At 68.8% G+C, this 22835-nt stretch carries 22 protein-coding genes; 14 read left to right on the top strand and 8 right to left on the bottom strand.

Annotated elements, in window-relative coordinates; genetic code table 11:
- Positions 1 to 20: 20 nt before the first annotated feature.
- Genes ACIA58_RS40840 through ACIA58_RS40830 form a run of 3 tightly spaced genes read right to left on the bottom strand, consistent with a single transcriptional unit; the run spans position 21 to position 2808 of the window.
- Entirely contained in the window at positions 21 to 941 is a 921-nt protein-coding gene (locus ACIA58_RS40840; RefSeq protein ID WP_396409253.1) for a hypothetical protein, read from the bottom strand.
- Positions 942 to 943: 2 nt separating this feature from the next.
- On the bottom strand, positions 944 to 1870 hold the full coding sequence (locus ACIA58_RS40835) for a hypothetical protein (RefSeq protein WP_396409252.1): 927 nt from the start codon (positions 1868 to 1870) through the stop codon (positions 944 to 946).
- A 5-nt stretch (positions 1871 to 1875) separates the two neighbouring features.
- Positions 1876 to 2808, bottom strand: a complete 933-nt coding sequence (locus ACIA58_RS40830) for a hypothetical protein (RefSeq protein WP_396409251.1) — start codon at positions 2806 to 2808, stop codon at positions 1876 to 1878.
- Positions 2809 to 2951: 143 nt separating this feature from the next.
- On the opposite strand from ACIA58_RS40830, the gene pafA reads away from it, so the two are divergent.
- The 3 genes from pafA to ACIA58_RS40815 all read left to right on the top strand — a co-directional run bounded on the left by pafA (position 2952) and on the right by ACIA58_RS40815 (position 6795).
- Positions 2952 to 4313, top strand: a complete 1362-nt coding sequence (gene pafA, locus ACIA58_RS40825) for a Pup--protein ligase (protein WP_130439232.1) — start codon at positions 2952 to 2954, stop codon at positions 4311 to 4313.
- A gap of 51 nt (positions 4314 to 4364) precedes the next feature.
- Positions 4365 to 5651 (top strand): GNAT family N-acetyltransferase, encoded by a 1287-nt coding sequence (locus ACIA58_RS40820; protein ID WP_396409250.1) that lies wholly within the window; start codon positions 4365 to 4367, stop codon positions 5649 to 5651.
- 172 nt (positions 5652 to 5823) lie between these two features.
- On the top strand, positions 5824 to 6795 hold the full coding sequence (locus ACIA58_RS40815) for an FKBP-type peptidyl-prolyl cis-trans isomerase (RefSeq protein WP_396409249.1): 972 nt from the start codon (positions 5824 to 5826) through the stop codon (positions 6793 to 6795).
- A 57-nt stretch (positions 6796 to 6852) separates the two neighbouring features.
- Here ACIA58_RS40815 and ACIA58_RS40810 read toward each other — a convergent pair whose 3' ends face one another.
- Both ACIA58_RS40810 and ACIA58_RS40805 read right to left on the bottom strand, forming a co-directional pair.
- Positions 6853 to 7347 carry a hypothetical protein gene (locus tag ACIA58_RS40810; protein ID WP_396409248.1) on the bottom strand — a complete coding sequence of 165 codons (495 nt, stop codon included), beginning with the start codon at positions 7345 to 7347 and terminating at the stop codon, positions 6853 to 6855.
- A 31-nt stretch (positions 7348 to 7378) separates the two neighbouring features.
- Positions 7379 to 8479 carry a DUF3866 family protein gene (locus ACIA58_RS40805; protein WP_396409247.1) on the bottom strand — a complete coding sequence of 367 codons (1101 nt, stop codon included), beginning with the start codon at positions 8477 to 8479 and terminating at the stop codon, positions 7379 to 7381.
- Positions 8480 to 8566: 87 nt separating this feature from the next.
- On the opposite strand from ACIA58_RS40805, the gene ACIA58_RS40800 reads away from it, so the two are divergent.
- The 3 genes from ACIA58_RS40800 (at position 8567) to ACIA58_RS40790 (ending at position 11897) form a co-directional block, all read left to right on the top strand.
- Positions 8567 to 9523: a helix-turn-helix transcriptional regulator gene (locus tag ACIA58_RS40800; protein ID WP_396409246.1), complete on the top strand. Its 957-nt coding sequence runs from the start codon at positions 8567 to 8569 to the stop codon at positions 9521 to 9523.
- Positions 9520 to 10491 (top strand): helix-turn-helix transcriptional regulator, encoded by a 972-nt coding sequence (locus ACIA58_RS40795; RefSeq protein WP_396409245.1) that lies wholly within the window; start codon positions 9520 to 9522, stop codon positions 10489 to 10491. The genes ACIA58_RS40800 and ACIA58_RS40795 overlap by 4 nt, the downstream gene beginning before the upstream one ends.
- 365 nt (positions 10492 to 10856) lie before the next feature.
- The gene (locus ACIA58_RS40790; protein WP_396409244.1) at positions 10857 to 11897 is read left to right on the top strand and encodes a cytochrome P450; all 1041 of its coding nucleotides are present in this window, start codon (positions 10857 to 10859) and stop codon (positions 11895 to 11897) included.
- Here ACIA58_RS40790 and ACIA58_RS40785 read toward each other — a convergent pair.
- Complete coding sequence (locus ACIA58_RS40785; protein ID WP_396409243.1) at positions 11884 to 13074, bottom strand: winged helix DNA-binding domain-containing protein; 1191 nt, start codon at positions 13072 to 13074, stop codon at positions 11884 to 11886. The two genes, ACIA58_RS40790 and ACIA58_RS40785, sit on opposite strands and share 14 nt — an antisense overlap.
- A 175-nt stretch (positions 13075 to 13249) precedes the next feature.
- On the opposite strand from ACIA58_RS40785, the gene ACIA58_RS40780 reads away from it, so the two are divergent.
- From ACIA58_RS40780 to ACIA58_RS40760, 5 genes are all read left to right on the top strand, one after another.
- Complete coding sequence (locus ACIA58_RS40780) at positions 13250 to 13441, top strand: hypothetical protein (RefSeq protein ID WP_329002008.1); 192 nt, start codon at positions 13250 to 13252, stop codon at positions 13439 to 13441.
- Between the two features lie 57 nt (positions 13442 to 13498).
- On the top strand, positions 13499 to 13795 hold the full coding sequence (locus tag ACIA58_RS40775) for a twin-arginine translocase TatA/TatE family subunit (RefSeq protein ID WP_396409242.1): 297 nt from the start codon (positions 13499 to 13501) through the stop codon (positions 13793 to 13795).
- An 85-nt stretch (positions 13796 to 13880) separates the two neighbouring features.
- Positions 13881 to 14636, top strand: a complete 756-nt coding sequence (gene tatC, locus ACIA58_RS40770; protein WP_396409241.1) for a twin-arginine translocase subunit TatC — start codon at positions 13881 to 13883, stop codon at positions 14634 to 14636.
- Complete coding sequence (locus tag ACIA58_RS40765) at positions 14636 to 15508, top strand: diacylglycerol/lipid kinase family protein (RefSeq protein WP_396409240.1); 873 nt, start codon at positions 14636 to 14638, stop codon at positions 15506 to 15508. The genes tatC and ACIA58_RS40765 overlap by 1 nt, the downstream gene beginning before the upstream one ends.
- A gap of 106 nt (positions 15509 to 15614) precedes the next feature.
- A complete protein-coding gene (locus tag ACIA58_RS40760) occupies positions 15615 to 16448 on the top strand; it encodes a chitosanase (protein WP_396409239.1) in 834 nt (277 codons plus the stop codon).
- 60 nt (positions 16449 to 16508) lie between these two features.
- Here the strand turns inward: ACIA58_RS40760 and ACIA58_RS40755 are convergent, their stop codons facing one another.
- A complete protein-coding gene (locus ACIA58_RS40755; RefSeq protein WP_396409238.1) occupies positions 16509 to 17081 on the bottom strand; it encodes a TetR/AcrR family transcriptional regulator in 573 nt (190 codons plus the stop codon).
- 111 nt (positions 17082 to 17192) lie between these two features.
- On the opposite strand from ACIA58_RS40755, the gene ACIA58_RS40750 reads away from it, so the two are divergent.
- Positions 17193 to 18569: a DHA2 family efflux MFS transporter permease subunit gene (locus ACIA58_RS40750; protein ID WP_396409237.1), complete on the top strand. Its 1377-nt coding sequence runs from the start codon at positions 17193 to 17195 to the stop codon at positions 18567 to 18569.
- Here the strand turns inward: ACIA58_RS40750 and ACIA58_RS40745 are convergent.
- Positions 18490 to 18975: a MarR family winged helix-turn-helix transcriptional regulator gene (locus ACIA58_RS40745; protein WP_396409236.1), complete on the bottom strand. Its 486-nt coding sequence runs from the start codon at positions 18973 to 18975 to the stop codon at positions 18490 to 18492. The two genes, ACIA58_RS40750 and ACIA58_RS40745, sit on opposite strands and share 80 nt — an antisense overlap.
- 70 nt (positions 18976 to 19045) lie before the next feature.
- Between ACIA58_RS40745 and ACIA58_RS40740 the strand changes: the two genes are divergently transcribed.
- Both ACIA58_RS40740 and ACIA58_RS40735 read left to right on the top strand, forming a co-directional pair.
- Positions 19046 to 19945, top strand: coding sequence for an alpha/beta hydrolase (locus ACIA58_RS40740; protein ID WP_396409235.1), 900 nt, complete (start codon positions 19046 to 19048; stop codon positions 19943 to 19945).
- Positions 19946 to 19954: 9 nt separating this feature from the next.
- Entirely contained in the window at positions 19955 to 22771 is a 2817-nt protein-coding gene (locus ACIA58_RS40735) for a DEAD/DEAH box helicase (RefSeq protein ID WP_396409234.1), read from the top strand.
- The last annotated feature ends 64 nt before the right edge of the window (positions 22772 to 22835 follow it).

Raw genomic sequence — 22835 nt, 5'->3', positions numbered from 1 at the left:
AATTCACCAGACAATCGACCTCACTCGCCGGACAGCTGGTCGTAGTCCTGGGTGTCGTCGTAGTACCGCGAGTAGGCGACCTCACCGAACGTGCGCGGCACCTTGCCGAGCCCCTTGATCACGGTCGCCTCACCGTTGGCGTGCCCGACCGTGTAGAGGTACGGCGCTCCGGTCTCCTTGTCCACGCCCAGTAGAAGCGTGCCCGTGCCGCACTTGGAGGCGACCAGCGCCTCGAAGCCCTGCCAGGTGGACCGCCGTACGACCTTGACCACCGCTTTGCCCGACACCGGGATCCGGATGGTGTACAGCGCTCCGGCGCGCGTGTTGGCGAGGAACGTGTCGTAGGTGGAGGTCTGGCTGATCAGCGTCATCGTCTTGACCGCGCTGAAGCCGGGGTACGTCGCCTTGCGGGTGAACGAGGTGCCGTCGACGCTCCAGCGCATGATGTTGTCACCGATGACGGCATACGCGCTGTTCCGGACGAGCTTGGTGCCGACGTTGAACCGGGAGTTCTCCAGGTACCGGGCGTCGCCCCAGCCGCCGCCGACCGGAGTCCGTTTCACCGAAGCCGGATCGACTTCACCGCCGAACCCCTTCACGTCGTACGTGAGCAGGTTGAGCGTGGACCCCAGCACGACGTACTGCCGTCGGCTGACTCCGGACTGGTCGGCGTTGACCTGCAGACCGAGTCCGCCGGCCACCGTGAGCTGGTCGTCCGGCAGCAGGTCCTTCCCGCCCCAGGTGCTCGCGCCGGCACTGGGTGGGACAGTCCCCGACAGCACCCGCAGGATGAGGTCCCCACCGCTCGTCGTCGAGCCCAGCGCCAGCTGGCAGAACGGTGGTGGTGCCGTGGTGCCTGCAGTCCCAGCAGTGGCAACGCCCGCCGGTAGAGCCCCGGCAGCCATAACTACCCCCACCAGTCCAGCTGCAAGTTTTCTCATGTCTACTCCCCGTAGAGAAGGTTGTCGGCCTCTGAGCTGCCGGCGAAGTAACGGAAGTACGTCTTGTCCTCAGGTGCGACGAGCTGGGTGCCCACCTTGCCCAGGCCATTGATGACAGTGGCGGCGCCGTTCGCGTGACTGACGGCGTACAGGTAGGCAGTCCGGGTGTCCTTGTCGATGCCCAGCAACAGAGTGCTCTGCTTGCCGCACCTCTCGGCGATGAGCGTGTCGAAGGTCTGCCAGGTCGAAGCACGCACCTTCTTGACCAGCGGAGCGCCACTCACCGGGATCCGGATCGTGTAGAGCGCGCCGCCCCGGGTGTTGGCCAGGAAGGTGTCGTAGCCGGCGGTCTGGCTGATCAGCGCCATCGTCTTCACCGCCGAGAACCCGCTGTACGTCGCTTTGTTGCGCCAGGCCGATCCCTCCACGGTCCAGCGCGTGATCACGTCGTCCTGCAAGGCGTAGGTGTTGGTGCGCGGTCCGCTCGACGCGTAGTACGTCGACTGCTCCAGATACGTCTGGTGGATCCAGCCCCCGCCCACCTTGGTCTTCTGGAACGACGTGGGGTCCAGCTGACCGGTGGTGTTGTCGATGGCGTACTGGAACCGGTAGAGGTCGTTGACGATCGTCGCGTACCCGCTCTTGAGCATCGCCGACGGCGGATCCGGCTCCCAGCCCACCGACGTCGCCAGCCGCACCTGGTCCACCGGGAACAGGCCCTTCGGACCGACGGACGGTTGGCCGGGTGTGATCGGCGATGTCGCAGTGATGGTCTGGAACTTGTGATCGCCCTGGACGGTCACCGTGCCCAGGGTGAGGCTGCAGGCCGCGCTTGCCCGGGCGGTCTCAGCTCGAGCTGGTCCGGGCACGAGTGCGGCCGCCGTCATCGCCGCGCCGAGCAGGCCGGCCGCGATCCGAAGTCTCGTCATCGTCGTCAGGCTCCGGTCAGGTTGGTGCCGGCGGTGTAGTAGCGGAAGTACGAGTCGGTGGTCGGGAGGGTCGTCGGGACCTTGCCCAGGCCCTTGATGACCGTGGCAGCGCCGTTGGCGTGGCCCACGGCGTACAGGTAGCCGGCGCCGGTGTCCTTGTCGATACCGAGGAGCAGGGTGCCGTAGTTGCCGCACTTCTCGGCGATCAGGGTCTCGAAGCCCTGCCAGGTCGACGTGCGCACCTTCGTCACCACCGGCTTCCCGGAGCCAGTCGGAATCCGGACGGTGTAGAGCGCCCCGCCGTTCGTAGTGGCCAGGAACGTGTCGTACGTGCTGCCCTGGCCGATCAGCGTCATCGTCTTGACCGCACCGAAGCCACCGAACGTCGTGTAGTACTTCCAGCCGCTCGGGGTGACCGTCCAGCGAGCGATCAGTCCGTCGGTGAACTGGTTGATCAACGAGTAGACGTTGGACCGCTCGATACCCCCGGCGGTGGAACGGCTGAGCTCGACGTACTTGTGCAGGTCGTCCCAGCCGCCACCGATCAGGGTCTGCTCGAGAGTCCCCGGCACGATCGCCGTACCCGTGCCGTCGGTCATGTAGCTGGTGCCGTACATCCGTACGCCGACGACTGCCAGACCGGTGCGTTGCTCACCGGCCGGTACAACCAGCTCGGTGCGGACCGCGGTCGGCAGGTGAGCCTGGCCGTCCACATAGAGGTCCTTCGGGCCGACTTGGCGGGCGCCGGCCGATGGCGTAGCGGTGATGGTTTGCTGGGTGTGGTCGCCACCGGGCGTGATCGAACCCAGTCGTAGCGAGCACGCTGAAGATTGGCTGGTCGCGGTGGCCGGAGCTGCTCCGGCGGGTGCGCTGACAAGGGTGCCCGCGGCGAGCACTCCGGTGGCGATCGCGCCGAGCGCCCGCCTGTTCTGGGTCATGTAGACGTCCTTCCTCGCGACAACCTTGATGCGGGCGGACAGCTGATTGTTGCGGCCTGCAGGTGCATCAAAGGGATAACGCCGGGATGCGGCGCGCCTGAGATCTGGCCCGCTTGTCGGAACCGCGCCGTAGTGTGGGTGATGTGAACCGGCGAATCTTCGGTCTGGAGAACGAGTACGGCGTGACCTGTACGTTCCGCGGGCAGCGGCGACTGACCCCGGACGAGGTCGCGAGGTACCTGTTTCGGCGGGTCGTGTCCTGGGGGCGGAGCAGCAACGTCTTCCTCCGCAACGGGGCCCGGCTCTATCTCGACGTGGGCTCCCACCCGGAGTACGCGACCGGTGAGTGCGACTCGGTCACCGACCTGATCGCGCACGACAAAGCCGGTGAGCGGATCCTCGAGGGACTGCTGGTCGACGCGCAGAAGCGGCTGCACGACGAAGGCATCTTCGGCGACGTCTACCTGTTCAAGAACAACACCGACTCGGCCGGCAACAGCTACGGCTGCCACGAGAACTACCTGGTCAGCAGGCACGGCGACTTCGCCAAGCTCGCCGACGTGCTGATCCCGTTCCTGGTCACCCGGCAGCTGATCTGCGGCGCCGGCAAGGTGCTGCAGACCCCCCGCGGCGCGGTGTACTCCGTGTCGCAGCGGGCCGAGCACATCTGGGAAGGGGTCTCCAGCGCGACGACCAGGTCGCGGCCGATCATCAACACCCGCGACGAGCCGCACGCGGACGCCGAGCGGTTCCGCCGGCTGCACGTGATCGTCGGCGACTCGAACATGTCCGAGACCACCATGCTGCTCAAGGTGGCCAGCACCGACCTGGTGCTGCGGATGATCGAGGCCGGCATCGTGATGCGCGACCTGACCCTGGACAACCCGATCCGGGCGATCCGCGAGATCAGCCACGACATGACCGGCCGCCGCGAGGTCCGGCTGGCGAACGGCCGCGAGGCGTCGGCGCTGGACATCCAGACGGAGTACCTGACCAAGGCGCGCGACTTCGTCGACCGCCGCGAGCTCGGGACGCCGGCGGTCGAGCGGGCGCTGTCGCTGTGGGAGCGGACGCTGAAGGCGATCGAGTCCGGCGACATGTCCGGGATCGAGCGCGAGATCGACTGGGTGATCAAGTACCGGCTGATCGAGCGCTACCGCGCGCAGAACAACCTCGGCCTGGCCAGCCCGCGGGTGGCGCAGCTCGACCTGGCGTACCACGACATCCACCGGCCGCGCGGGCTGTACTACCTGCTCGAGCGCAAGGGCGCGGTCACCCGGGTCGTCGACGACCTGCGGGTGTTCGAGGCCAAGTCGGTACCGCCGCAGACCACGCGGGCGCGGCTGCGCGGCGAGTTCATCAAGCGGGCGCAGGAGCGCCGCCGCGACTTCACCGTCGACTGGGTCCACCTGAAGCTGAACGACCAGGCCCAGCGCACGGTCCTGTGCAAAGACCCCTTCAAGTCCCACGACGAGCGCGTAGAGAAGCTCATCGCGAGCATGTAGTTCCTGGCTAAATCGAGTGCTTGGTCGTCGTGCGCTGCTTAGAAAGGGCGCATGGCGATCGAGATCCGGCCTCCCGCTCCGGCCGAGACGAAGGAGTACCTGCGTGTCCTGCCGTATGTGAACGGCTTTCCGCAGGAGGAGCCCGAGCCGTCGGCCTGGTATGCCGGTACGGCCGCGTGGCCACCACAGGTCCCAGCGACCCCGGCTGACCTCGATCGGTACGCCGAGGAGTTGCAGGCGGACTGGTTCCGGCCGCAGGCGGCGTTCGTGGACGGCAAGATCGCAGGCGGGTCCGCGATCGTGTCGGTGCAGGTCACCGTTCCGGGTGGCCGGCAGTTGGCGCTCGGCGGCGTGACGTCGACCGCTGTGTTGCCGACGTACCGGCGGCGTGGGCTCCTGCGGAAGATCATGTCCGCGATGCTGGCGGACTGCCGGGAGCGCGGTGAGTTCATGGCCGGGCTCAGCGCGAGTGAGGGGACGATCTACGGGCGGTACGGATTCTCGCCCGCGACGTTCCAGCACCGGTGGGAGGTGCGGCGTACCGACGTCGCCTTCCGGTCGGAGTTCACGGACCCGGGAGCGCTCGAGTTGGTGGACGGTGGGGTCGCGGCAGAGGTGTGGCCGGTGCTGCACGAGCAGGTGCGAGCTCAACGCGTGGGGGAGATCAGTCCGCTGCCAGGCAAGTGGGACGGGCTCGCGACCGGTGCTTTGCCGGCCGACGGGTCGGGGCCGGCGCATCACCTGGTGCATCGCGACGCTGCGGGCGCGGTGGACGGTGCTGCGATCTTCCGGTTGCCGTGGTCGCCGGATCCGGCACAGGTCGGCGTACTGCAGGTGGAAGCGTTCGAGGCGCTGACGACGGATGCGTACCGGGCGCTGTGGGAGCTACTGCTCGACTTCGATCTGACCAAGCGGGTGGTTGCGGCACACCGGCCGGTCGACGAGCCACTGCGGTGGATGCTGACCAATCCGCGGGCGTTGAAGCTCACCCGGACCAGGGACAACCTGTGGCTGCGCATCCTCGACGTACGGGCGGCGCTCGAGGCGCGGACGTACGCCGGGACCGACTCGCTCGTACTGGACGTGTCGGACGACCTCTTCGGCTCCGGGCGCTGGCGTCTGGACGCAGCACCGGACGGAGCGACCTGCGCTGCTGTAGACCACACGGCGGACCTGTCCCTCGGCATCGCCGAGCTGGGATCGCTGTATCTCGGCGGCGTACGCGCGAGTGAGTTGGCCTACGCCGGCCGGATCGACGAGCACACACCGGGCGCCATCTCCCGCCTGGACGCGGTGCTGCGACCGGACCGCGCACCGCACAACGCGGTGGGTTTCTGAGCGCCGTGACTGTGCGTGGTGTGACTCAACGGTGACGCGGCCAGCCGTCCACCCGGTTGAACGCGCAGGCTAGGGTGGGCGGCGTTGTTGACCCGCGAGGGCGTCCGGAAGCCCGACACCCTCCCAGCTAGCGGCGCGCATCCGCGCCGGGATGGTTCGAGGTGCTGGTTTCGTGCGCAGGTTGTTGAGTCTGGTCGTGGTTGCGGCACTGGGATCGTCCCTGGTGGCGTGCGGATCGGACAAGAAGGACGATTTCGGGGCCGCCGGGGTCAAGGTGACCGCCGACTTCGGGCAGAAGCCGACCGTCACCCATCGCGACGGTGAGCCGGACAAGCAGCTGGTGACCGAGGTCCTCAAGGAGGGCGACGGTCCCGAGGTGAAGAAGGGCGAGCTGCTCACCGCGAACTACCTCGGCCAGATCTGGCGCGACGGCAAGGTCTTCGACAACTCCTACGACCGCGGCGCGCCGTCGTCGTTCCCGATCGGCGTGGGCAGCGTCATCGGCGGCTGGGACGAGGGTCTGGTCGGCAAGAAGATCGGCAGCCGCGTGCTGCTCTCGGTCCCGGCCGACAAGGGCTACAAGGAGGCCGGCAACACCGACGCCGGCATCACCGGCACGGACACGCTGATCTTCGTGGTCGATCTGGTCGGCGAGGCCGCCAACGACACCCCGCTGGACGCGAACCCGGTCAGCCCGTCGACGCCGACCAAGATCAGCGTCAGCGGCCCGCTGAACGCCGAGCCGAAGGTCACGGTCGCGGCCGGCACCAAGCCGCCGGCGAAGCCGGGCAAGCCGGTCGTGTTCGCGCTCGGCAAGGGCAAGCCGATCGAGAAGGGCAGCCAGCTGATCGGCCGCTACGTCATCTACGACTACACCGGCAAGAAGCAGGCCAGCACCTGGGTCGGCCAGCCCGCGACCGCGCAGAGCCCGGCGCAGCCCGCCGCCCCGACCGACCAGCTCCAGGTCGGCCCGAGCCCGACTGGCCAGACCGGCGCCCTCGACGGTCTCGCCGGCGTTCCGATCGGCAGCCGCGTCCTGGTCGAGCTCCCGGCCTCCAAGGACCAGGCGGGCAAGACCATCAATGCCTTCGCTGTCATCGACATCCTGAACGCCTTCCCGGCCCCCAAGCAGACCGGGCAGTAGTTCTCACGGACCATCCGAAGGCCGGCTCTCCTCACGGGAGAGCCGGCCTTCGGTGTTTCAGCGGGTACGGCGGACCGGCCGACGGCTGAACCACCGGTTCGAGTCCGGCTGGAAGCTGAGCAGGATCGCGGTGATGACCGCGGTCAGGTGGACGGAGCGGATCGCCGCGAACGCGACGAACGAGGCGGACCAGTCCAGGGTGCCGAAGTCGCCGTTGTGTAGCAGCCAGCCGACCGGACCGACCACCAGGGACGCGATGCCGACGGTGCCGAGCAGGCCGGCGAGCAGCCAGCGGGCCCAGCCGACGCCGGGGCGGAAGTAGCGGTCGATGACCACGAACAGCCCGCCGTACACGATCGCCCGGAACGCGATCTGGAAGATCAGTCCGATGATCGGGATGCCGTCGCCGACGGCGCCGATCGCACCGAGAACCGACTCGGCGACGCCGGCGCCGACGGCCGTGAACCACAGCGTGGTCGCTCCCCGGACCGCGAGCGGAGGCTCCGGCCGGACGACATCGTGAATCGTGAGATCGCGGTGCTTGGTCTTCATACCTCAACTGTCGCCGCGCGACCTGCTGCGATCAGGAGTACTGCGTCCCCACTCCCGGTGGAGGTACGTCCACCAGTCCGGCCGCGTGGCGACCTGCTGCGGCAGCGGCCTCGAAGTACGCGCGGTCCTGGTCCAGGCTTCGGCCCATCGTGGACAGCTTGACCGGCGCCGCCTGGAGCGCGTCGTACAAGCCGTCCACGCCGATACGCACCACGCGGTGCCGTGCCTTCAGCGGCTCGGCTGCGTCTCGTACGGCGTCCCCGAAGTCGCCAGGCAGGTCCGGTACGACGACATCCGCCGGCTGGAGCGCCACGCGGCCGTACGCGGTGAGGCTGTGGTGGGAGATGCCGCGGTGTCGCGGTCGGGGGTCAGCTTCGGAGATCCGGAGCGATGCGACGGCTCGGCCGCCCAGTGTGCCGACTGCGTTGACCGCCTCACCTGACTGCACGCCGGAGAAGCCCCATCGCGTGCCTGTGCCCAGATTGCCCGGTCCTTGCGTGATGACGACCACCTCGGCCGCCAGCACCTGCACTGCGGTCAACAGGCCGGTGTGGACGGTGACAGCCTCCCGGTCCCCGCCGTACGCCTGGCCGACGGTCACGGTCCCGCTGAGCCAGCCGGCGTCTCGCAGGGTCGCCACGTTCCGCGAGAACGCCAGGGGCAGGGCACCGCCGTCCGTCATCACGTAGACGACCCGCGTGGTCGGCCGAGCCTCGTAGACACCTGCCAGCACGGCAGGCAGCGCAGAGTGCAGGTCCGCGACCACAACCGGCGTACCGAACAGGTCGTCCGCGTCCCGCAGTACGTCGTGATCGGGGGAGTCCTGCTCGTCCGCGCCCAGCACCATCGCCTGCATCGGCGTATAGCGGGCCTTCACCAGGTGCCCGCGCTCCGGCGGGTCCTCCGGCAGCCGGTCCGGCACGGCGACCACCAGCGCGTACCCACCTGTCCCCAGGCCGCGATCGAGCGCGCTGACGTTGAGCAGCACGCGGTCGCCGGCCACCGGTGTGCCGACCAGGTCCGGATAGGCCAGGGCGCGCACTGTCTGCGCACCGACCGTCACAGTCAGCTCAATCGCACCGGCCCAGCTCCGGCCGACCTGCGCCACCACACCGTCCCGCCAGCGAATCACGCAGCGACCTTAGCGCGTCGAAGGTGTGTTCGAAGTTTCGGTGCGGAAAGGCGGGTTTTGGACGCCCGGAGGCCGTAAGGTGGTCGGGTGTCGGCGCGGAAGAGTGAGCGACTGCTCAATGTGGTCATCTGCCTGCTGGTCGCGCGCACTTACGTGACGAAGGAGCGCATCCGCGAGGTCGTCGAGGGGTACGCCCGCCAGACCGACGACGCGTTCGAGAAGATGTTCGAGCGGGACAAGGACGAGCTGCGCGACCTCGGCATCCCGATCGAGATGGGCACGATCGACAAGTTCTTCTCCGACGAGGTCGGGTACCGGATCCGGCGCGACGTCTTCGAGCTCCCCGAAGTGCACCTGGAGCCGGACGAGGCCGCCGTGCTCGGCGTCGCCGCGCGGGTCTGGCAGCACGCTGGCCTGTCCGAGGCGACCACCTCGGCGGTGCTGAAGCTCAAGGCGGCAGGGATCCAGACCGACCAGTCGGCTCTCAGCGCGATCGAGCCGCACGTCGGTGCGTCGGAGCCGGCCTTCGACCCACTCTGGTCCGCTGTCGTGGCGCGGCAGGCAGTCCGGTTCCAGCACGTGCGCAGTGGGGCGTCAGAGTCGACCACGCGGACGCTGGAGCCGTGGGGCATCGTGTCGTGGCACGGCCGCTGGTATGTCGTCGGCCGGGACAGGGACCGCGAGGCGACCCGCATGTTCCGGCTGTCGCGGATCGGCGGCAATGTGAAGACGGTGGGGGAGCCGGGCGCGTTCACGGTCCCCGAGGGGACCGATCTGCGTTCGCTGGTGACGGAGCTCGCTCCGCCGCGGCCGACGTCCGAGGCGAAGGTGCGGGCGCGGACGGGCTCGTGTGTGAGCCTGCGCCGCCGTTCGAACGCCATCGAGGAGTACGAACCGGGCTGGGACCTGCTGCACGTCCCGTATGCAGACTCGTCCGTGCTGGCCGAGGAGATCGCGTCGTACGGCCCCGATGCGGTCGTCGAAGGCCCTGGGGACGTGCTGGACGGCGTCCTGTGGCGGCTGCGGACGGTGGCTGGGGCATGAGCAATGCGCGTGACCAGGTGCAGCGCCTGTTGGCATTGGTGCCGTACCTGCGGGAGAACGACGGCGCACGGGTCGACGACGTGGCCAAGGAGTTCGGCGTACGGCCGAAGCAGATCATCGCGGACCTGAAGGTGCTGTGGTTCTGTGGGCTGCCCGGTGCACAGATGGGCGATCTGATCGAGATCGACATCGAGGCTGCCGAGGGCGACGGCGTCATCCACATCAACAACGCGGACTACCTCGCGCGGCCGTTGCGGCTGGCCGCAGCCGAGGCCCTGGCGCTGTTGACCGCCCTGCGCACCCTGCGCGAGGTCACAGCCGGCGCGGACCGGGACGCGGTCGATCGGGCGATCGCCAAGCTGGAGCGGGCGGCGGGGGAGGCTGCGGCGGCGAGCGAGGGTGCCGCGGCGCATGTCCACGTCGAGCCCGCCGCGCCGGAGATCGCCGAGACCGTCAACCGCGGACTGGCCGGGAAGCGCCGGCTCCACCTGACGTACGACGTACCGTCGCGCGACGAGACGACCGAGCGCGACGTGGACCCGATGCGGCTGGTCGTGTCCGAAGGCCGCACGTACCTCGAGGCGTGGTGCCGCCTGGCCGAGGACGTCCGGCTCTTCCGGTTGGATCGCATCGCTGCCGTCAAACTCCTCGACCTGGCCAGCGAACCACCGCCCGAGGCCACGCCGCGCGACCTGTCGAACGGCATGTTCCAGCCCTCCGAGCAGGACCTCCTGGCCACTGTGAAGCTGGCCCCACCGGCCCGCTGGGTCGCCGAGTACTACCCGAACGAGTCCGTCGAAGAGGGCCCCGACGACTCCCTGATCGTCAAACTCCGTGTCGCCGACACCGCCTGGCTCCAACGCCTCGTCCTCCGCCTCGGCGGCGCCGCCACGGTCCTCGATCCCCCCAACCTCACCACCCAGATCGCAGCCACCGCCCGCGAAGCCCTGTCGGCGTACGACGACTGACCCGCGCTTCGACGTTACTCGAAGTGATACCGCTCTCGCAGTCCGCCGTGTGAGCTAGAGCCTCACACCAGCACACGACTGTGAAGGAGGGGACAGCTATGCGGACTCTGCGTTTCTTGATGCGTTCGAGCCGCCGTGGCGACGGTCTGCGCGCACGGCGTTATTGGACCTACTACATCTACGACACGTGACAGGCGACGGCGGTCTGCCGCACGGACGGCGGGCCGCCGGTCCCGGTCGCACCGGCAGGAGGGGGCGAAGTCATCGAGACCGTAGAGACGTCCGAGGCTGAGACCGAGCAACTCACCGCGGACCCGGCGGCTGTTCTCGAGCAGTGGTCGAAGGAGCCGCGGGTAGGCCTGCGGGTGCTGGCAGGTGGCAGCTTCCTCGTCACCGATCCGCAGCTGGCCCGGACGGTTCTGAAGAGCACGACGGAGCCGCTGCGGGCCGAGTCGGCACCCTTCGGGGAGATTCCTGGCTGGGTTCCTGGCTCTGCGTCCGGTCGTCCCGCCACGATTGCGATGGCGACAGCAATCGAGTCGGCCTTACGGGAGTCGTCGCCGGACCGGATGGCCGACTTGCTGACTGAGGACCTCACCGTGCCCTGGCCGGTGGGAGCAGGTGAGCTGTGTCTGCGGCTGGTGGTGCCACACGTGCTGCCGAACACCCGTGAGCGGTTGCTCTCCCGCTACAGCCGGAGTCTGGCCGCGCTGGTCGGCCTGGCGCACGACGGCAGCCGGGTCGGGCGCTGGAAGTCGCGCCTGGCCCACAGCAGGACCCTTTCCGGCTTGTACGGCGAACTGGAACGGACGGATCCGGGCAACGAACTCGTCGACGCCCTCCGCACCGTCCTCGACTCGAAGGACGAAGTCACCTTGGCGATGGACGGCATGATCGGAGCTGCCTGTCGCGCGACATCGGTCGCACTCAGTTGGGCTCTCCTCCTGCGAGCAGGCTGGACACCGCAGACTCCGGCCGGCGCGGTTCTCCAGGTACCACCCGTCCCCTCCGGCGATCCCGTGCGTGAGGCGTTGCGCCTGTGGCCGCCGGCCTGGCTGTTGCACCGCGACGTACGGCAGCCGATCGCGATCGGCGACCGCAAGGCGGAGCCGGGTGACCAGGTGTACATCTGCACGTACCTCATGCACCGCCGGCCGCAGGTCTGGGAGGACCCCGAGGCGTATCGGCCGGAGCGGTGGATCGATCCGCCGGAGCGTTACCGGGACGCGTACCTGCCGTTCGGAGTCGGTCCTGCCGCGTGTGTCGGCGCACGCTTCGTCCTCGACCTCTCGTCCCGGTTCCAGGCGCTCAGGGAACTCGTCGGGGCCGAGTTGAGGATGATCGGCACCGCTCCGGTCATGGGACCGCTGTGCGATCCGCCGCGGTTCGTGGTCAGCCTCGGCTGAGCTGCTTCTCCAAGGGGGAGCGGAAGCGGGGAGTGACGCGGACGCCGGCGAGCCAGGTGGTCCAGCGGGCTGCTTCGGTGGCGACCAGGGTGGTGGTGTCGCTGCCGACGTCCTCGAGGAGCTCGTAGCGGACCTCGCCGGACTCGGGCTGGCCCCAGCCGCCGATGATGCGGCCGTCGGCCCAGATGGTCGGTCCGATGTTGCCGGTGTTGTCGAACAGCCTGGACTTGTGCGGGCCGAGGAACCAGTCGCGCTCCTTCCAACCCATCGGAGTCGGATCCAGCCCGGGAAGGAACGCGACCCACGGCTCGACCGGTACTTCGGGAGCTTCGTCGCCGGGCAGCACGTACCCGACCTGGCCGTCCAGGTCCACGGCGACCGCCTCGACCGCGGCCAGCGCCTTCTTCGTCTGCCCGCCCGTCCACCCGGCCCACCACTGCAGGTCAGCCGCAGTGCCCGGGCCGAACGACGACAGCCACGCCCGCGCGAGCATCACCCGCGCCTCCTCCGCCACCGGCCTGTCGCCGAGCCCACCCGGCAGCCAGTCCTCTGAAGGTGACCACTGGTGTTGCCCGCTCAGCCACGTGCCCAGCGGCCGGCCACGCACGATCCGGCCCTCCGCCGAGAGCTGGAACAACACGCGGCTCGTCACGTACGGCTGGGCGGCGTACGTCTTCCCGGCAGCCATGTTCAGCCTGGTCCGCAGCCGCGGCTCGTCGGCCGACAGCTCCTGCGCCGTCGCCGACCCGCGCAATGCCAGCGCGGTCGCGGTCGACTCCTCGACGGCGGCGAGCCAGCGCCCGCACGCCTCGGCGCCCTCCGCGATCCCCGCCTCGTTCAGGTGCTTGACCAGCAGCTTCCGCTGCTTGATCGCGATGTCGTCGGTGCACGCCGCCTGCACGATCGGCGCGAACGGTGTCGGCACGACGAACACCGTACGGCGCATGCCGAGCATCCGGATCAGCGAGCGATCGTCGTACAGCGCACGCTCCGTGCTCGCGACGTCACTCCCCGGCACCCTGGCGGCGATGCTGAGGTGCACCGTGGCCGGATCGGTGGCGTGCAACGCGACCATCGACGCGGCCGCCTCGACCGGGTCCGCGGCCTGGCAGCCCACCCCGAGCCGGTGCCGGCGCCCGAGTCGTGCCCGCCGCTCCTCGACGCCGATCCGCGCCATCCCTGCCCCCTCGCCGAGCCGCCGTCAGGCCGTCTTCAGGCCGTTGTAGTACCAGCTGTCCCGCGCTGTCACGCCGCGGAGACACTCGGTTTTACCATCACGTTCCGACACCGTTGTCCGTCGAGACGCCCCGGTGGACGTGGGCGGCGGCCCGGAACCAGCTAGGCTCCTGGGTATGTACTGGTTCCTGCTCTTCCTCGCGGTGGTGGCGGTGTGGCTGCTCGTCCTCGCCCTGCTCGCGAAGAAGCTGTGGGGCCAGGCCAAGGCACTGACGCGTGAGTTGGTCGCCGCCCAGTCCAAGCTGGATGCCGCGCAGTCCACGGCCGGGTCTGGACAGACCCGCGAGGAAGCGCACGCTCCGGCGTAGTATTCGGCCACGAACTCAGGCTCGAGCTTCGAATTGATGTTGGAAAGGGAGATCGACATGGCACCGCTCCTCGGTATGCCCCAAGGCGCAGAGTGGCTCGTCATCCTCGCGATCGTCGTGCTGCTGTTCGGATCGGCGAAGCTGCCGGCGCTGGTGAAGCAGCTCGGCAAGTCGAAGAAGATCTGGGAGGAGGAGGTCGGCCCCAAGAAGAAGGACGGGGAACTGACCCAGGAGGCCTCGCAGCCGCCGGCCCAGGCACCGGCCCAGGCCCCGCAGGCCCAGGCCGCCCAGCCGAACCAGGTGAACGGCCAGGCGCCGGGCGACGGCCTGCCGCCGACCCACACCGCCAACTGAGCCGAACGCCGCACCTGTGTCGATGGTGAAGTTCGGGCGGCGGAAGGAGAAGCAGGACCGCCACCCGAAAGACCCTGAGGGTCGCATGACCCTGCGCGAGCACATCGTCGAGCTCCGAAACCGGCTGCTCATCAGTGTGCTCGCGATCGTGGTGTGCACGATCGCGGCTTGGTTCATTTACTACCAGGCGCTGGAGATCCTGAAGCATCCGTTCGAGCAGGCCGTCAGGCCGTTCGCGGAGAACCGGGGCCTCAAGCCACAGCTCACCTTCCAGGGCGTCGGCGATCCGCTGACGTTCCGGATCAAGGTGTCGGCCCTGCTCGGCCTGGTTGTCGCCGGGCCGATCTGGCTGTTCCAGCTGTGGGCGTTCATCGCGCCGGGTCTGCACCGGAGCGAGAAGAAGTGGGCGTACCTGTTCGCCGCGATCGCCGCACCGCTGTTCGCCACGGGTATCGCCCTCGGTTACTGGACCCTGCCGAAGGGCATCCAGATCCTGCTCGGCTTTACTCCGGACCAGGTGCAGAACCTGATCGAGCTCGGCAAGTATCTGGACTTCGTGATCCGGACATTGCTGGTGTTCGGTATCGCGTTCCTGATCCCGCTGGTGGTCGTCCTGCTGAACATGGTGGGTGTGCTGCCGGCCAGCGCGCTCTCCAAGTTCCGGCCGTACATCATCTTGGTGATCTTCGTGTTCGCCGCGGTGGCGACGCCGTCGGGTGACCCGTTCACGATGTGTCTGCTGGCGTTCCCGATGTGCGTGCTGTTCTTCGCCTCCGAGGTGATCGCTCGGATCAACGACAAACGCCGTAAGGCCCGCAGCGAAGAGCTGCTGGCTGACTGATGAGTCGACGGATTGCGCTGGTGGTCAACCCCACCAGCGGTCGGGGCTTGGGTGCGCGGATTGCGCCGGTGGTGCGGGATCGGCTGGCCGCGGCGGGGCTGACGGTCGACGTTCATGCCACGACCTGCGCCGAGGACGTCGGCCGGATCGCCGGCGAGGTGGTCGCGTCCGGTGCGGATGCGGTCACGCTGATCGGCGGTGACGGGACGGTCCACCTCGGCGCGCAGGTGCTGGCGAACTCCGGGATGCCGTTCGGCGTCATCCCGGCCGGTACCGGCAACGACTTCGCCCGCGGCATCGGCGTACCGCTCAAGGACCCGCTGGCTGCGGCCGACCTGGTCGTGGCGGGCAAGACCCGGACGATCGACCTCGCCACCGCGAAGGACATCTTCATCACCACGGTCGTGGCCGGCGGCTTCGACTCGCTGGTGAACAAGCGCGCCAACGCGATGTCCTGGCCGAAGGGCAGCTCCCGGTACACGGTCGCCACCCTCGCCGAGCTGCGCACGTTCACCCCGCTCGAGTACGTCGTGACCGTCGACGGCGACCCGATCGAGACCAGCGCGATGCTCGTCGCGGTCGGCACCGGACCGACGTACGGCGGGGGACTGCAGATCTGCGCCGGCGCCTCCATCGACGACGGTCTGCTGGACGTCACGATCATCGAGCCGGTGTCGCGGCTGACCCTGCTCCAGCTGTTCCCGAAGCTGTCGAAGGGCACCCACGTCGGCCACCCGGCGGTGCGCACCCTCCAGGGACGCTCGATCCGGATCGAGTCGCCCGGCATCACGGCGTACGCCGACGGCGAGCCGCTCGGCCAACTGCCGGTTGACATCGGCATCGCGCCGGGCGCACTGACCGTGTTCGCCTGAGCCTTCGCCTGAAAACATTAATGTCCGAGCTATTCTCATTTCTGTCCTCCGTCTGATAGGAAAGCTTCCTAACAGTTAGTGCCCTCGGACGCCCCTCGGAGGAGTCATGGAGAACCGCCCCACCCGCAGGACCGCACTGATGCTCGGGCTGTCGCTCGCGGCCGTCCCCGCCGGCCTCGCCATCTCCCGCTACGCGCCGCACGCGGACGCCGCGGTCGGTGCTGTCACAGCGACCGGGCTCGACGATCCCGCGAAGAAAGAGATCGCGATGGAGATCGTCTGCAGCGCGGAGAACTCGTCGCTGGACTGGAAGGCGCAGTACAAGTACATCGAGGACATCGACGACGGCCGTGGGTACACCGCGGGCATCATCGGATTCTGCTCGGGCACCGGCGACATGCTCGACCTGGTCGAGCTGTACACCGACCGCAAGCCGGGCAACGTGCTGGCGAAGTACCTGCCGGCGCTGCGCAAGGTGAACGGCAGCGACTCGCACAAGGGCCTCGACCCGAACTACACCAAGGACTGGAAGACCGCCGCCAAGGACACCGCCTTCCAGGGCTGCCAGAACGACGAGCGCGACCGGGTGTACTTCAACCCGGCGGTGGCGCAGGGCAAGTCCGACGGGGTCCGCACGCTCGGTCAGTTCTGCTACTACGACGCGATCGTCATGCACGGTCCGGGCAACGACTCGACCAGCTTCGGCGGCATCCGCAAGCGCGCGCTCGGCAAGGCCAAGCCGCCGTCCCAGGGCGGCAACGAGACGACCTGGCTGAACGCCTTCCTGGATGCGCGGGTGTGGGCGATGAAGCAGGAAGAGGCCCACAGCGACACCAGCCGGGTCGACACGGCCCAGCGGGTGTTCCTCAAGAACGGCAACTTCAACCTGGACACCCCGCTCGACTGGAAGGTCTACGGCGACCCGTACCACATCAGCTAGCCACCCCCAGGCGCGCAGCCGGGCTCCCGTCGGACCACCAGGGAAGGGAGCCCGGCTGCGTCATGTCGCGCGATAAGCAGCCAGGAAGATCCGTACGCCGCTCCGCACCAGCCGCTCGATCTCGGCCGGTTCCACCGCGACCGCGCCGTACCAGGACCTGTTCTGCACCGGACCGGTGACGAGCATCCCGAGAAACTCCGCCGCTTCCGCCGGATCCGGCACCGCGAGCAGGCCGCGCTTGTCGAGGTCGCGCAGCCGGTCGGCCAGCGCGTCGCGGGTCGGTTGCCCGTCGAGCAGCGCGGGAAAATGCCGGATCTCCGCGATCATGAGCCGCAGTACCGCGGCTCGTTCCGACGAGCGGGACACCTCGGTCGCGAACGCCTGACCGAAGGCGACCAGCGCCGCCTCGATGTCGTCGGCATCGTCGATCTCGTCGATCGTCCGCCGCAGCAAGTCGTCGAAGGTCTGCTCCATCCCGGCCCGGGTCTCCGCGACCGCGGACAGGAACAGGCGTTCCTTACCGCCGTAGTAGTCGTAGATCGTCCGCTTCGAGACCCCGGCCTCGGCCGCGATGGCATCCACCCCGGCGCGGGCGTAACCCTCGGCGAGGAACACCTTCAACGCCGCCCGCACGATGGCCGACCGTTTTGCCGGCGAGCCTTCTCTCAGCACCCGAACCTGCCCTCTTCTCGACTACACCGTGCAGTGTAGCGCTACTACACTGCACGGTGTAGTGTGCCGGGAATGACTGAGCTCGCCCTGGATCGGTCCGTTCTGAAACTCGCCGGAGTCGTGGTCGTCGGGGCCATCACTCCGCTGCTCGACATGACGATGGTGACGGTCGCGCTGGCCAGGATCGTCGCCGACTTCGGTGCGCCCGTGGTCGCCGTCCAATGGGTCAGCGCCGGGTACCTGCTGTCGATCGCGGTCACGATTCCGACCACCGGGCGCCTGGTCGAGCGGTTCGGTGCCCGGGCGATCTGGCTGACGGCACTGGCTGTCTTCTGCGGCGGCTCCGCGCTGTGCGCCACGTCCTGGTCGGTGGGCAGCCTGATCGCGTTCCGGGTCCTGCAAGGGCTCGGCGGCGGCATGATCGTCCCGCTCACCATGATGATCATGGTCAAGGCAGCCGGTCCCGACCGCCGCGGCCGGGTGATGAGCCTGGTCGCGATTCCCGCGCAGCTGGCGCCGATCGCCGGTCCGCTGCTCGGCGGCGTGGTGGTGGACGCGCTCGGCTGGCAGTGGATCTTCCTCGTCAACGTGCCGATCGGGTTGATCGCGATCGCCCTCGCCTGGAGGGTTGTCCCGGCCGACGCGGTCCGTCGCTCAGGTGGACCGGACCTGCTCGGGCTGGCGCTCGTCTCCCCGGCGATAGCGCTCCTTGTCATGTCCCTCAGCGGTACGGCGACCTGGCCCGCGGCGATCACCGGCGTAGCGCTGCTCGCGGCGTTCGTGGTGCGCGCGCTGCGAACGACGACGCCCTTGCTCGACCTTCGGCTGTTCGGCCACCTTCCGGTGACGGTCGCGGCGGTGCTGAACTTCCTCTCCCGGTTCTCGGTGTTCGGAGCGATGCTCCTGATGCCGCTCTATCTGCAGCAGGTTCGTGGCCACAGTGCGCTGGAGGCGGGGCTGCTGCTCGCCCCGCAGAGTCTGGGGACGGTGCTGGCCCTACCTCTCGTCGGCCGGTCCACGGACCGCATCGGCGCTCGGCCGGTGGCCCTGGCCGGAGTCGGGATCACCGTCGCCGCTACGGTCGCGTTCACCCAGGTGACGGCCACGAGTTCCTTCGTCGTCCTGGCGATCGCCTTGCTGGTCTGGGGGATCGGAATCGCTGCGGCCACGGTGCCGGTGTCGGTGTCGGCGTACCACGGTCTCGATCCAGCAGACATCCCCGGCGCGACGAGCCTCGTCACCACGGTGACCACCATCGGTGCTTCGGCCGGGGCTGCCGCGGTGACGTCGATCCTGCAGTCACGCCTCGGACATCACGTCGGCGATCCGGCGGCGGCGTTCGCGGACACCTTCTGGTGGATCCTCGGACTTACCGCGGTGACGTTGCTTCCGGCGACCCTGCTTCCGGGACGCGATCGGTCCGGTGGTCGGCCTCCGCGCGCTGTCTGAGCATCGACAGGCTGGTGGCGAGTTGTTCGAGGACGGGGGCGGGCAGGACCGATCCGACCCAGGTGTTGAGCTCGGCCTCGACCGTGGGTGACGCCGCGGCCAGGGCGCGTTCGCCCAGCGGGGTCATTTCGACCAGCGACGAGCGGCGGTCGTCGGGGTTCGCCGTACGGCGGACGCGGCCGGCGGACTCGAGCCGGTCGACGGCCTTGCTGGTGGCGCCGACGGTGATCGCCATCGCGCGGGCCAGGTCGAAGACCCGGGTGGTGCCGTGGGCGGAGATGAACCGCAGGAACTCGAACTGGCCGAGCGGGAGCTCGTGCTCCGCCTTGAGCCGGGCGTCGAGCACGTTGTAGAGCCTCGTTTCCAGCCGGACCAGGTCCGTGAACAATGCTGTGAGATCAGTCACGGAATTAGGTTCCTCGGAATGTAGTTGGAGAGAACTATATTCCTCGGAATCTATCATCAGGAGTCAGACGATGAGCGTTGCAGAACGTGAAGCAGCCCGCGGCATGATGCAGAAGTCCGTGGTCGGGCGGACGCCGGAGCAGCAGCGGGCCGAGTTCGACGAGTTGTTCGCCGGCCGTCCGCTCGGGGACGACGTCAAGCTGGCGGAGCGGACGCTCGGCGGAGTACCCGCCCTCGATGTGCGTGTCGACGGCGCCGACGCCGACGGGGTCATCCTCTACCTGCACGGCGGCTCGTACGTCGTCGGTTCCGCGCGGACCGGCGCCAACCTGGCCGCGCCGTTGTCCCGTCGCAGCGGTGTTCCGGCGATCTCGCTGGACTACCGGCTCGCCCCCGAACATCCCTTCCCGGCCGGCGTCCACGATGCGCTGGCGGCGTACCGGGAGCTGGTCGAGGGTGGTCAGAACGTCGTCATCGTTGGCGATTCGGCCGGCGGCGGTCTGGCGCTGGCCGCGTTGATCGCGGCGCGGGCCGAGGGGCTGGCGCAGCCGGCGGGCGTGGTGCTCCTGTCGCCGTGGACCGACGTCTCGCTGAGGAGCCCGAGCATGGACAACCGCGACGAGGACGACCCGCTGTTCAGCCGCGCCAACATGGCCGAGTCCGCCGAGCTCTACCTGAACGGCACGGACCCGAAGAACGAGCTGACCAGCCCTGTCTTCGCCGACCTGAAGGGGCTGCCGCCGCTGCTGGTCCAGGTCGGTACGGCGGAGATCCTGCTGGACGACTCGCTCCGCCTGGTCGCCCGCGCCGCGGAGCAGGACGTGGACGTGAGCCTCGACGTCATCGCCGGCGCGCCGCACGTGTTCCAGTACTTCGCCGGCTTCATGTCCGAGGCCGACGAAGCGCTCGACCGCGCCGCGACGTTCGTCAGGAACCGGCTCCAGGACAAATCTGTAGGCGGCGTCGCATAGATTGGGGCCATGAGTACCCCGTCCGAGAAGTACGCCTCGTTCCGCTCGGACCAGGAGCATCCGGCCGTCAAGGAGTTCCGGGGGCTCTACGACTTCGACCTGGACGAGTTCCAGCTGCGGGCGTGCGCCGCCCTCGAGGACGGTCATCAGGTGCTGGTCGCGGCGCCCACCGGCTCCGGGAAGACGCTGGTCGGCGAGTTCGCCGTCCACCTGGCGCTGCAGCGCGGGCAGAAGTGCTTCTACACGACTCCGATCAAGGCGCTGAGCAACCAGAAGTACGGCGACCTCGTGAGCCGGTACGGCGCGGACAAGGTCGGCCTGCTCACCGGCGACAACTCGGTCAACTCCGAGGCTCCGATCGTCGTGATGACCACCGAGGTCCTCCGCAACATGCTGTACGCCGGATCGCAAACGCTGCTCGGTCTGTCGTACGTCGTGATGGACGAGGTGCACTACCTGGCCGACCGGTCCCGCGGCGCGGTCTGGGAAGAGGTGCTGATCCACCTGGCCGACTCGGTGTCGGTGGTCTCGCTGTCGGCGACGGTGAGCAACGCGGAGGAGTTCGGCGACTGGCTGGAGACGGTCCGCGGCAACACCGTCGTCGTGCTGGAGGAGAGGCGGCCGGTGCCGCTGTTCCAGCACGTGATGGTGGGCAAGCGGCTGCACGACCTGTTCGCCGGTGAGGCCCCGACCGCCCGGGTCGGGGCTCCAACCAGATCGGGCAACCCGGCCAAGGCCAACGCGCCGGTGAAGGCCGACGTGAAGGACCTGGTCAACCCGCAGCTGGTCCGGATCGCCCGGGACGACAACCGGATCTTCCGCGACGACTCGCGCAAACCCCGTCGGCGCCGCGACCTGCCGAAGGGCAGGCCGGCGAGGTCGCATTTCACGCCGTACCGCTCGGATGTGGTCGAGGAGCTGGACGCCGGCGCCTTGCTGCCGGCGATCTACTTCATCTTCTCCCGCAAGGGTTGCGAGGACGCGGTCGTGCAGTGCCTGCGGTCCGGGCTGCGGCTGACCAAGCCGTCGGAGCGCGACGAGATCAAGCGGGTGGTGGCCGAGCGGACCGCGGACCTGCCGGACGAGGACCTCGGCGTGCTCGGGTACCACGACTTCGCCGAGGCGCTCAGCCGCGGGATCGCGGCGCACCACGCGGGCATGCTGGCGGCGTTCAAGGAGGTCGTCGAGGAGCTGTTCGCGCGCGGCCTGATCAAGGTCGTCTTCGCCACCGAGACGCTTGCCCTGGGCATCAACATGCCGGCCCGGACCGTCGTGCTGGAGAAGCTGTCGAAGTGGAACGGCGAGGCGCACGTCGACATCACCCCGGGGGAGTACACCCAGCTGACCGGACGGGCCGGGCGTCGCGGGATCGACGTCGAGGGCCACGCGGTCGTGCTGTGGCAGCCCGGATTCGATCCGCGCGAGGTCGCCGGCCTGGCCAGCACCCGTACGTATCCGCTGCGCTCGTCGTTCTCCCCGTCGTACAACATGGCCGTCAATCTGGTTCGTCAGGTCGGGCGGACCAGGGCGCGGGACATGCTCGAGCTGTCGTTCGCGCAGTTCCAGTCCGACCAGGCCGTGGTCGGGCTGGCGCGTCAGGTGCAGCGCAACACCGAGGCCCTGGAGGGGTACAAGGAGTCGATCGACTGCCACCTCGGCGACTTCCTCGAGTACGCCGCGCTGCGCCGGCGGATCGGTGATCGCGAGGCGTCCGGCTCGAAGCGGCGCAAGCTCGACCGCCGGGTCGAGGCGCAGGAGTCGATCGAGAAGCTGAGGACCGGCGACATCATCCGGATCCCGGCCGGCCGCAGCGCGGGTTGGGCGCTGGTGCTCGACCCGGGGATGCGGTCCGAGCGCGAAGGCCCGCGGCCGACCGTGCTGACGCTGGACCGGCAAGTGCGCAAGCTGTCGATGGTCGACTTCCCGACCCCGGTCGAGGCGATCGGAGTACTGCGGATCCCGCGCAAGTTCAACCCGCGCAACCCGCAGCAGCGCCGCGAGCTCGCCCAGGTACTGCGGACGCGGACCGACCTGCTGGGTGAGGACGGACCGCCGTCGCGCACCCGCGGCAAGGATGCGATCAGTCACGCGGACGACCCGGAGCTGCAGGAGATGCGGGCGCAGTTGCGCGCGCACCCGTGCCACGGCTGCTCGGACCGTGAGGACCACGCCCGGTGGGCGGAGCGGTACTTCCGGCTCGACCGGGAGAACCGTGAGGTCCAGCGCAAGATCGAGCAGCGGACGAACACGATCGCCCGCCAGTTCGACCGGGTCTGCCAGGTGCTGGATGCGCTGCATTACCTCGAAGGCGACAAGACGACCGAGGCCGGCGACCGGCTGGCGCGGATCTACACCGAGCTCGACCTGGTCGCGGCCGAGTGCCTACGGCAAGGAGTCTTCGACGACCTGACCGTGCCCGAGCTGGCTTCCTGCCTGGCCGCATTGGTCTACGAGTCGCGGTCGAAGGACGAGCCGACGTCACCCCGCTTGCCGCGTGGCGACGTCCGGCTGGCGCTCGAGCGGATGGGGTCGATCTGGCGGGACCTGTCCGCGCTGGAGCGGGACATGCGGGTCGACTTCCTGCGGTCGATGGATCTGAACTTCTGCTGGCCCGCGTTCCGGTGGGCGTCGGGTGCATCGCTGGCCGAAGTGCTGTACGAGTCGGACCTCGCGGCCGGTGACTTCGTCCGCTGGGTCAAGCAGCTCATCGACCTCACCGAGCAGATCGCCGACGCGGCCGGCCCCACTCCGCTGCGCAGCACGGCGCGCTCCGTCGTCGACCAGATCCGCCGTGGCGTGATCTCCTACGCATCGATGGTCGAGTAGACCTCTTCGGGTGAAAGACTTCCTTCAACGCGGTACGTAGTCGTAAACCCCTGCCTTGAAGGAG

The sequence above is a fragment of the Kribbella sp. NPDC051586 genome (assembly GCF_044453965.1).
In the GTDB taxonomy this organism is placed as follows: domain Bacteria; phylum Actinomycetota; class Actinomycetes; order Propionibacteriales; family Kribbellaceae; genus Kribbella.
This window is presented reverse-complemented; position numbering and strand designations above follow the sequence as displayed.

Coding starts and splice junctions, on each gene's coding strand:
- ACIA58_RS40840 (WP_396409253.1), bottom strand. CDS start 941: ATGAGAAAACTTGCAGCTGGACTGGTGGGGGTAGTTATGGCTGCCGGG.
- ACIA58_RS40835 (WP_396409252.1), bottom strand. CDS start 1,870: ATGACGAGACTTCGGATCGCGGCCGGCCTGCTCGGCGCGGCGATGACG.
- ACIA58_RS40830 (WP_396409251.1), bottom strand. CDS start 2,808: ATGACCCAGAACAGGCGGGCGCTCGGCGCGATCGCCACCGGAGTGCTC.
- ACIA58_RS40820 (WP_396409250.1), top strand. CDS start 4,365: ATGGCGATCGAGATCCGGCCTCCCGCTCCGGCCGAGACGAAGGAGTAC.
- ACIA58_RS40810 (WP_396409248.1), bottom strand. CDS start 7,347: ATGAAGACCAAGCACCGCGATCTCACGATTCACGATGTCGTCCGGCCG.
- ACIA58_RS40795 (WP_396409245.1), top strand. CDS start 9,520: ATGAGCAATGCGCGTGACCAGGTGCAGCGCCTGTTGGCATTGGTGCCG.
- ACIA58_RS40785 (WP_396409243.1), bottom strand. CDS start 13,074: ATGGCGCGGATCGGCGTCGAGGAGCGGCGGGCACGACTCGGGCGCCGG.
- ACIA58_RS40780 (WP_329002008.1), top strand. CDS start 13,250: ATGTACTGGTTCCTGCTCTTCCTCGCGGTGGTGGCGGTGTGGCTGCTC.
- ACIA58_RS40775 (WP_396409242.1), top strand. CDS start 13,499: ATGGCACCGCTCCTCGGTATGCCCCAAGGCGCAGAGTGGCTCGTCATC.
- tatC (WP_396409241.1), top strand. CDS start 13,881: ATGACCCTGCGCGAGCACATCGTCGAGCTCCGAAACCGGCTGCTCATC.
- ACIA58_RS40765 (WP_396409240.1), top strand. CDS start 14,636: ATGAGTCGACGGATTGCGCTGGTGGTCAACCCCACCAGCGGTCGGGGC.
- ACIA58_RS40760 (WP_396409239.1), top strand. CDS start 15,615: ATGGAGAACCGCCCCACCCGCAGGACCGCACTGATGCTCGGGCTGTCG.
- ACIA58_RS40750 (WP_396409237.1), top strand. CDS start 17,193: ATGACTGAGCTCGCCCTGGATCGGTCCGTTCTGAAACTCGCCGGAGTC.
- ACIA58_RS40740 (WP_396409235.1), top strand. CDS start 19,046: ATGAGCGTTGCAGAACGTGAAGCAGCCCGCGGCATGATGCAGAAGTCC.
- ACIA58_RS40735 (WP_396409234.1), top strand. CDS start 19,955: ATGAGTACCCCGTCCGAGAAGTACGCCTCGTTCCGCTCGGACCAGGAG.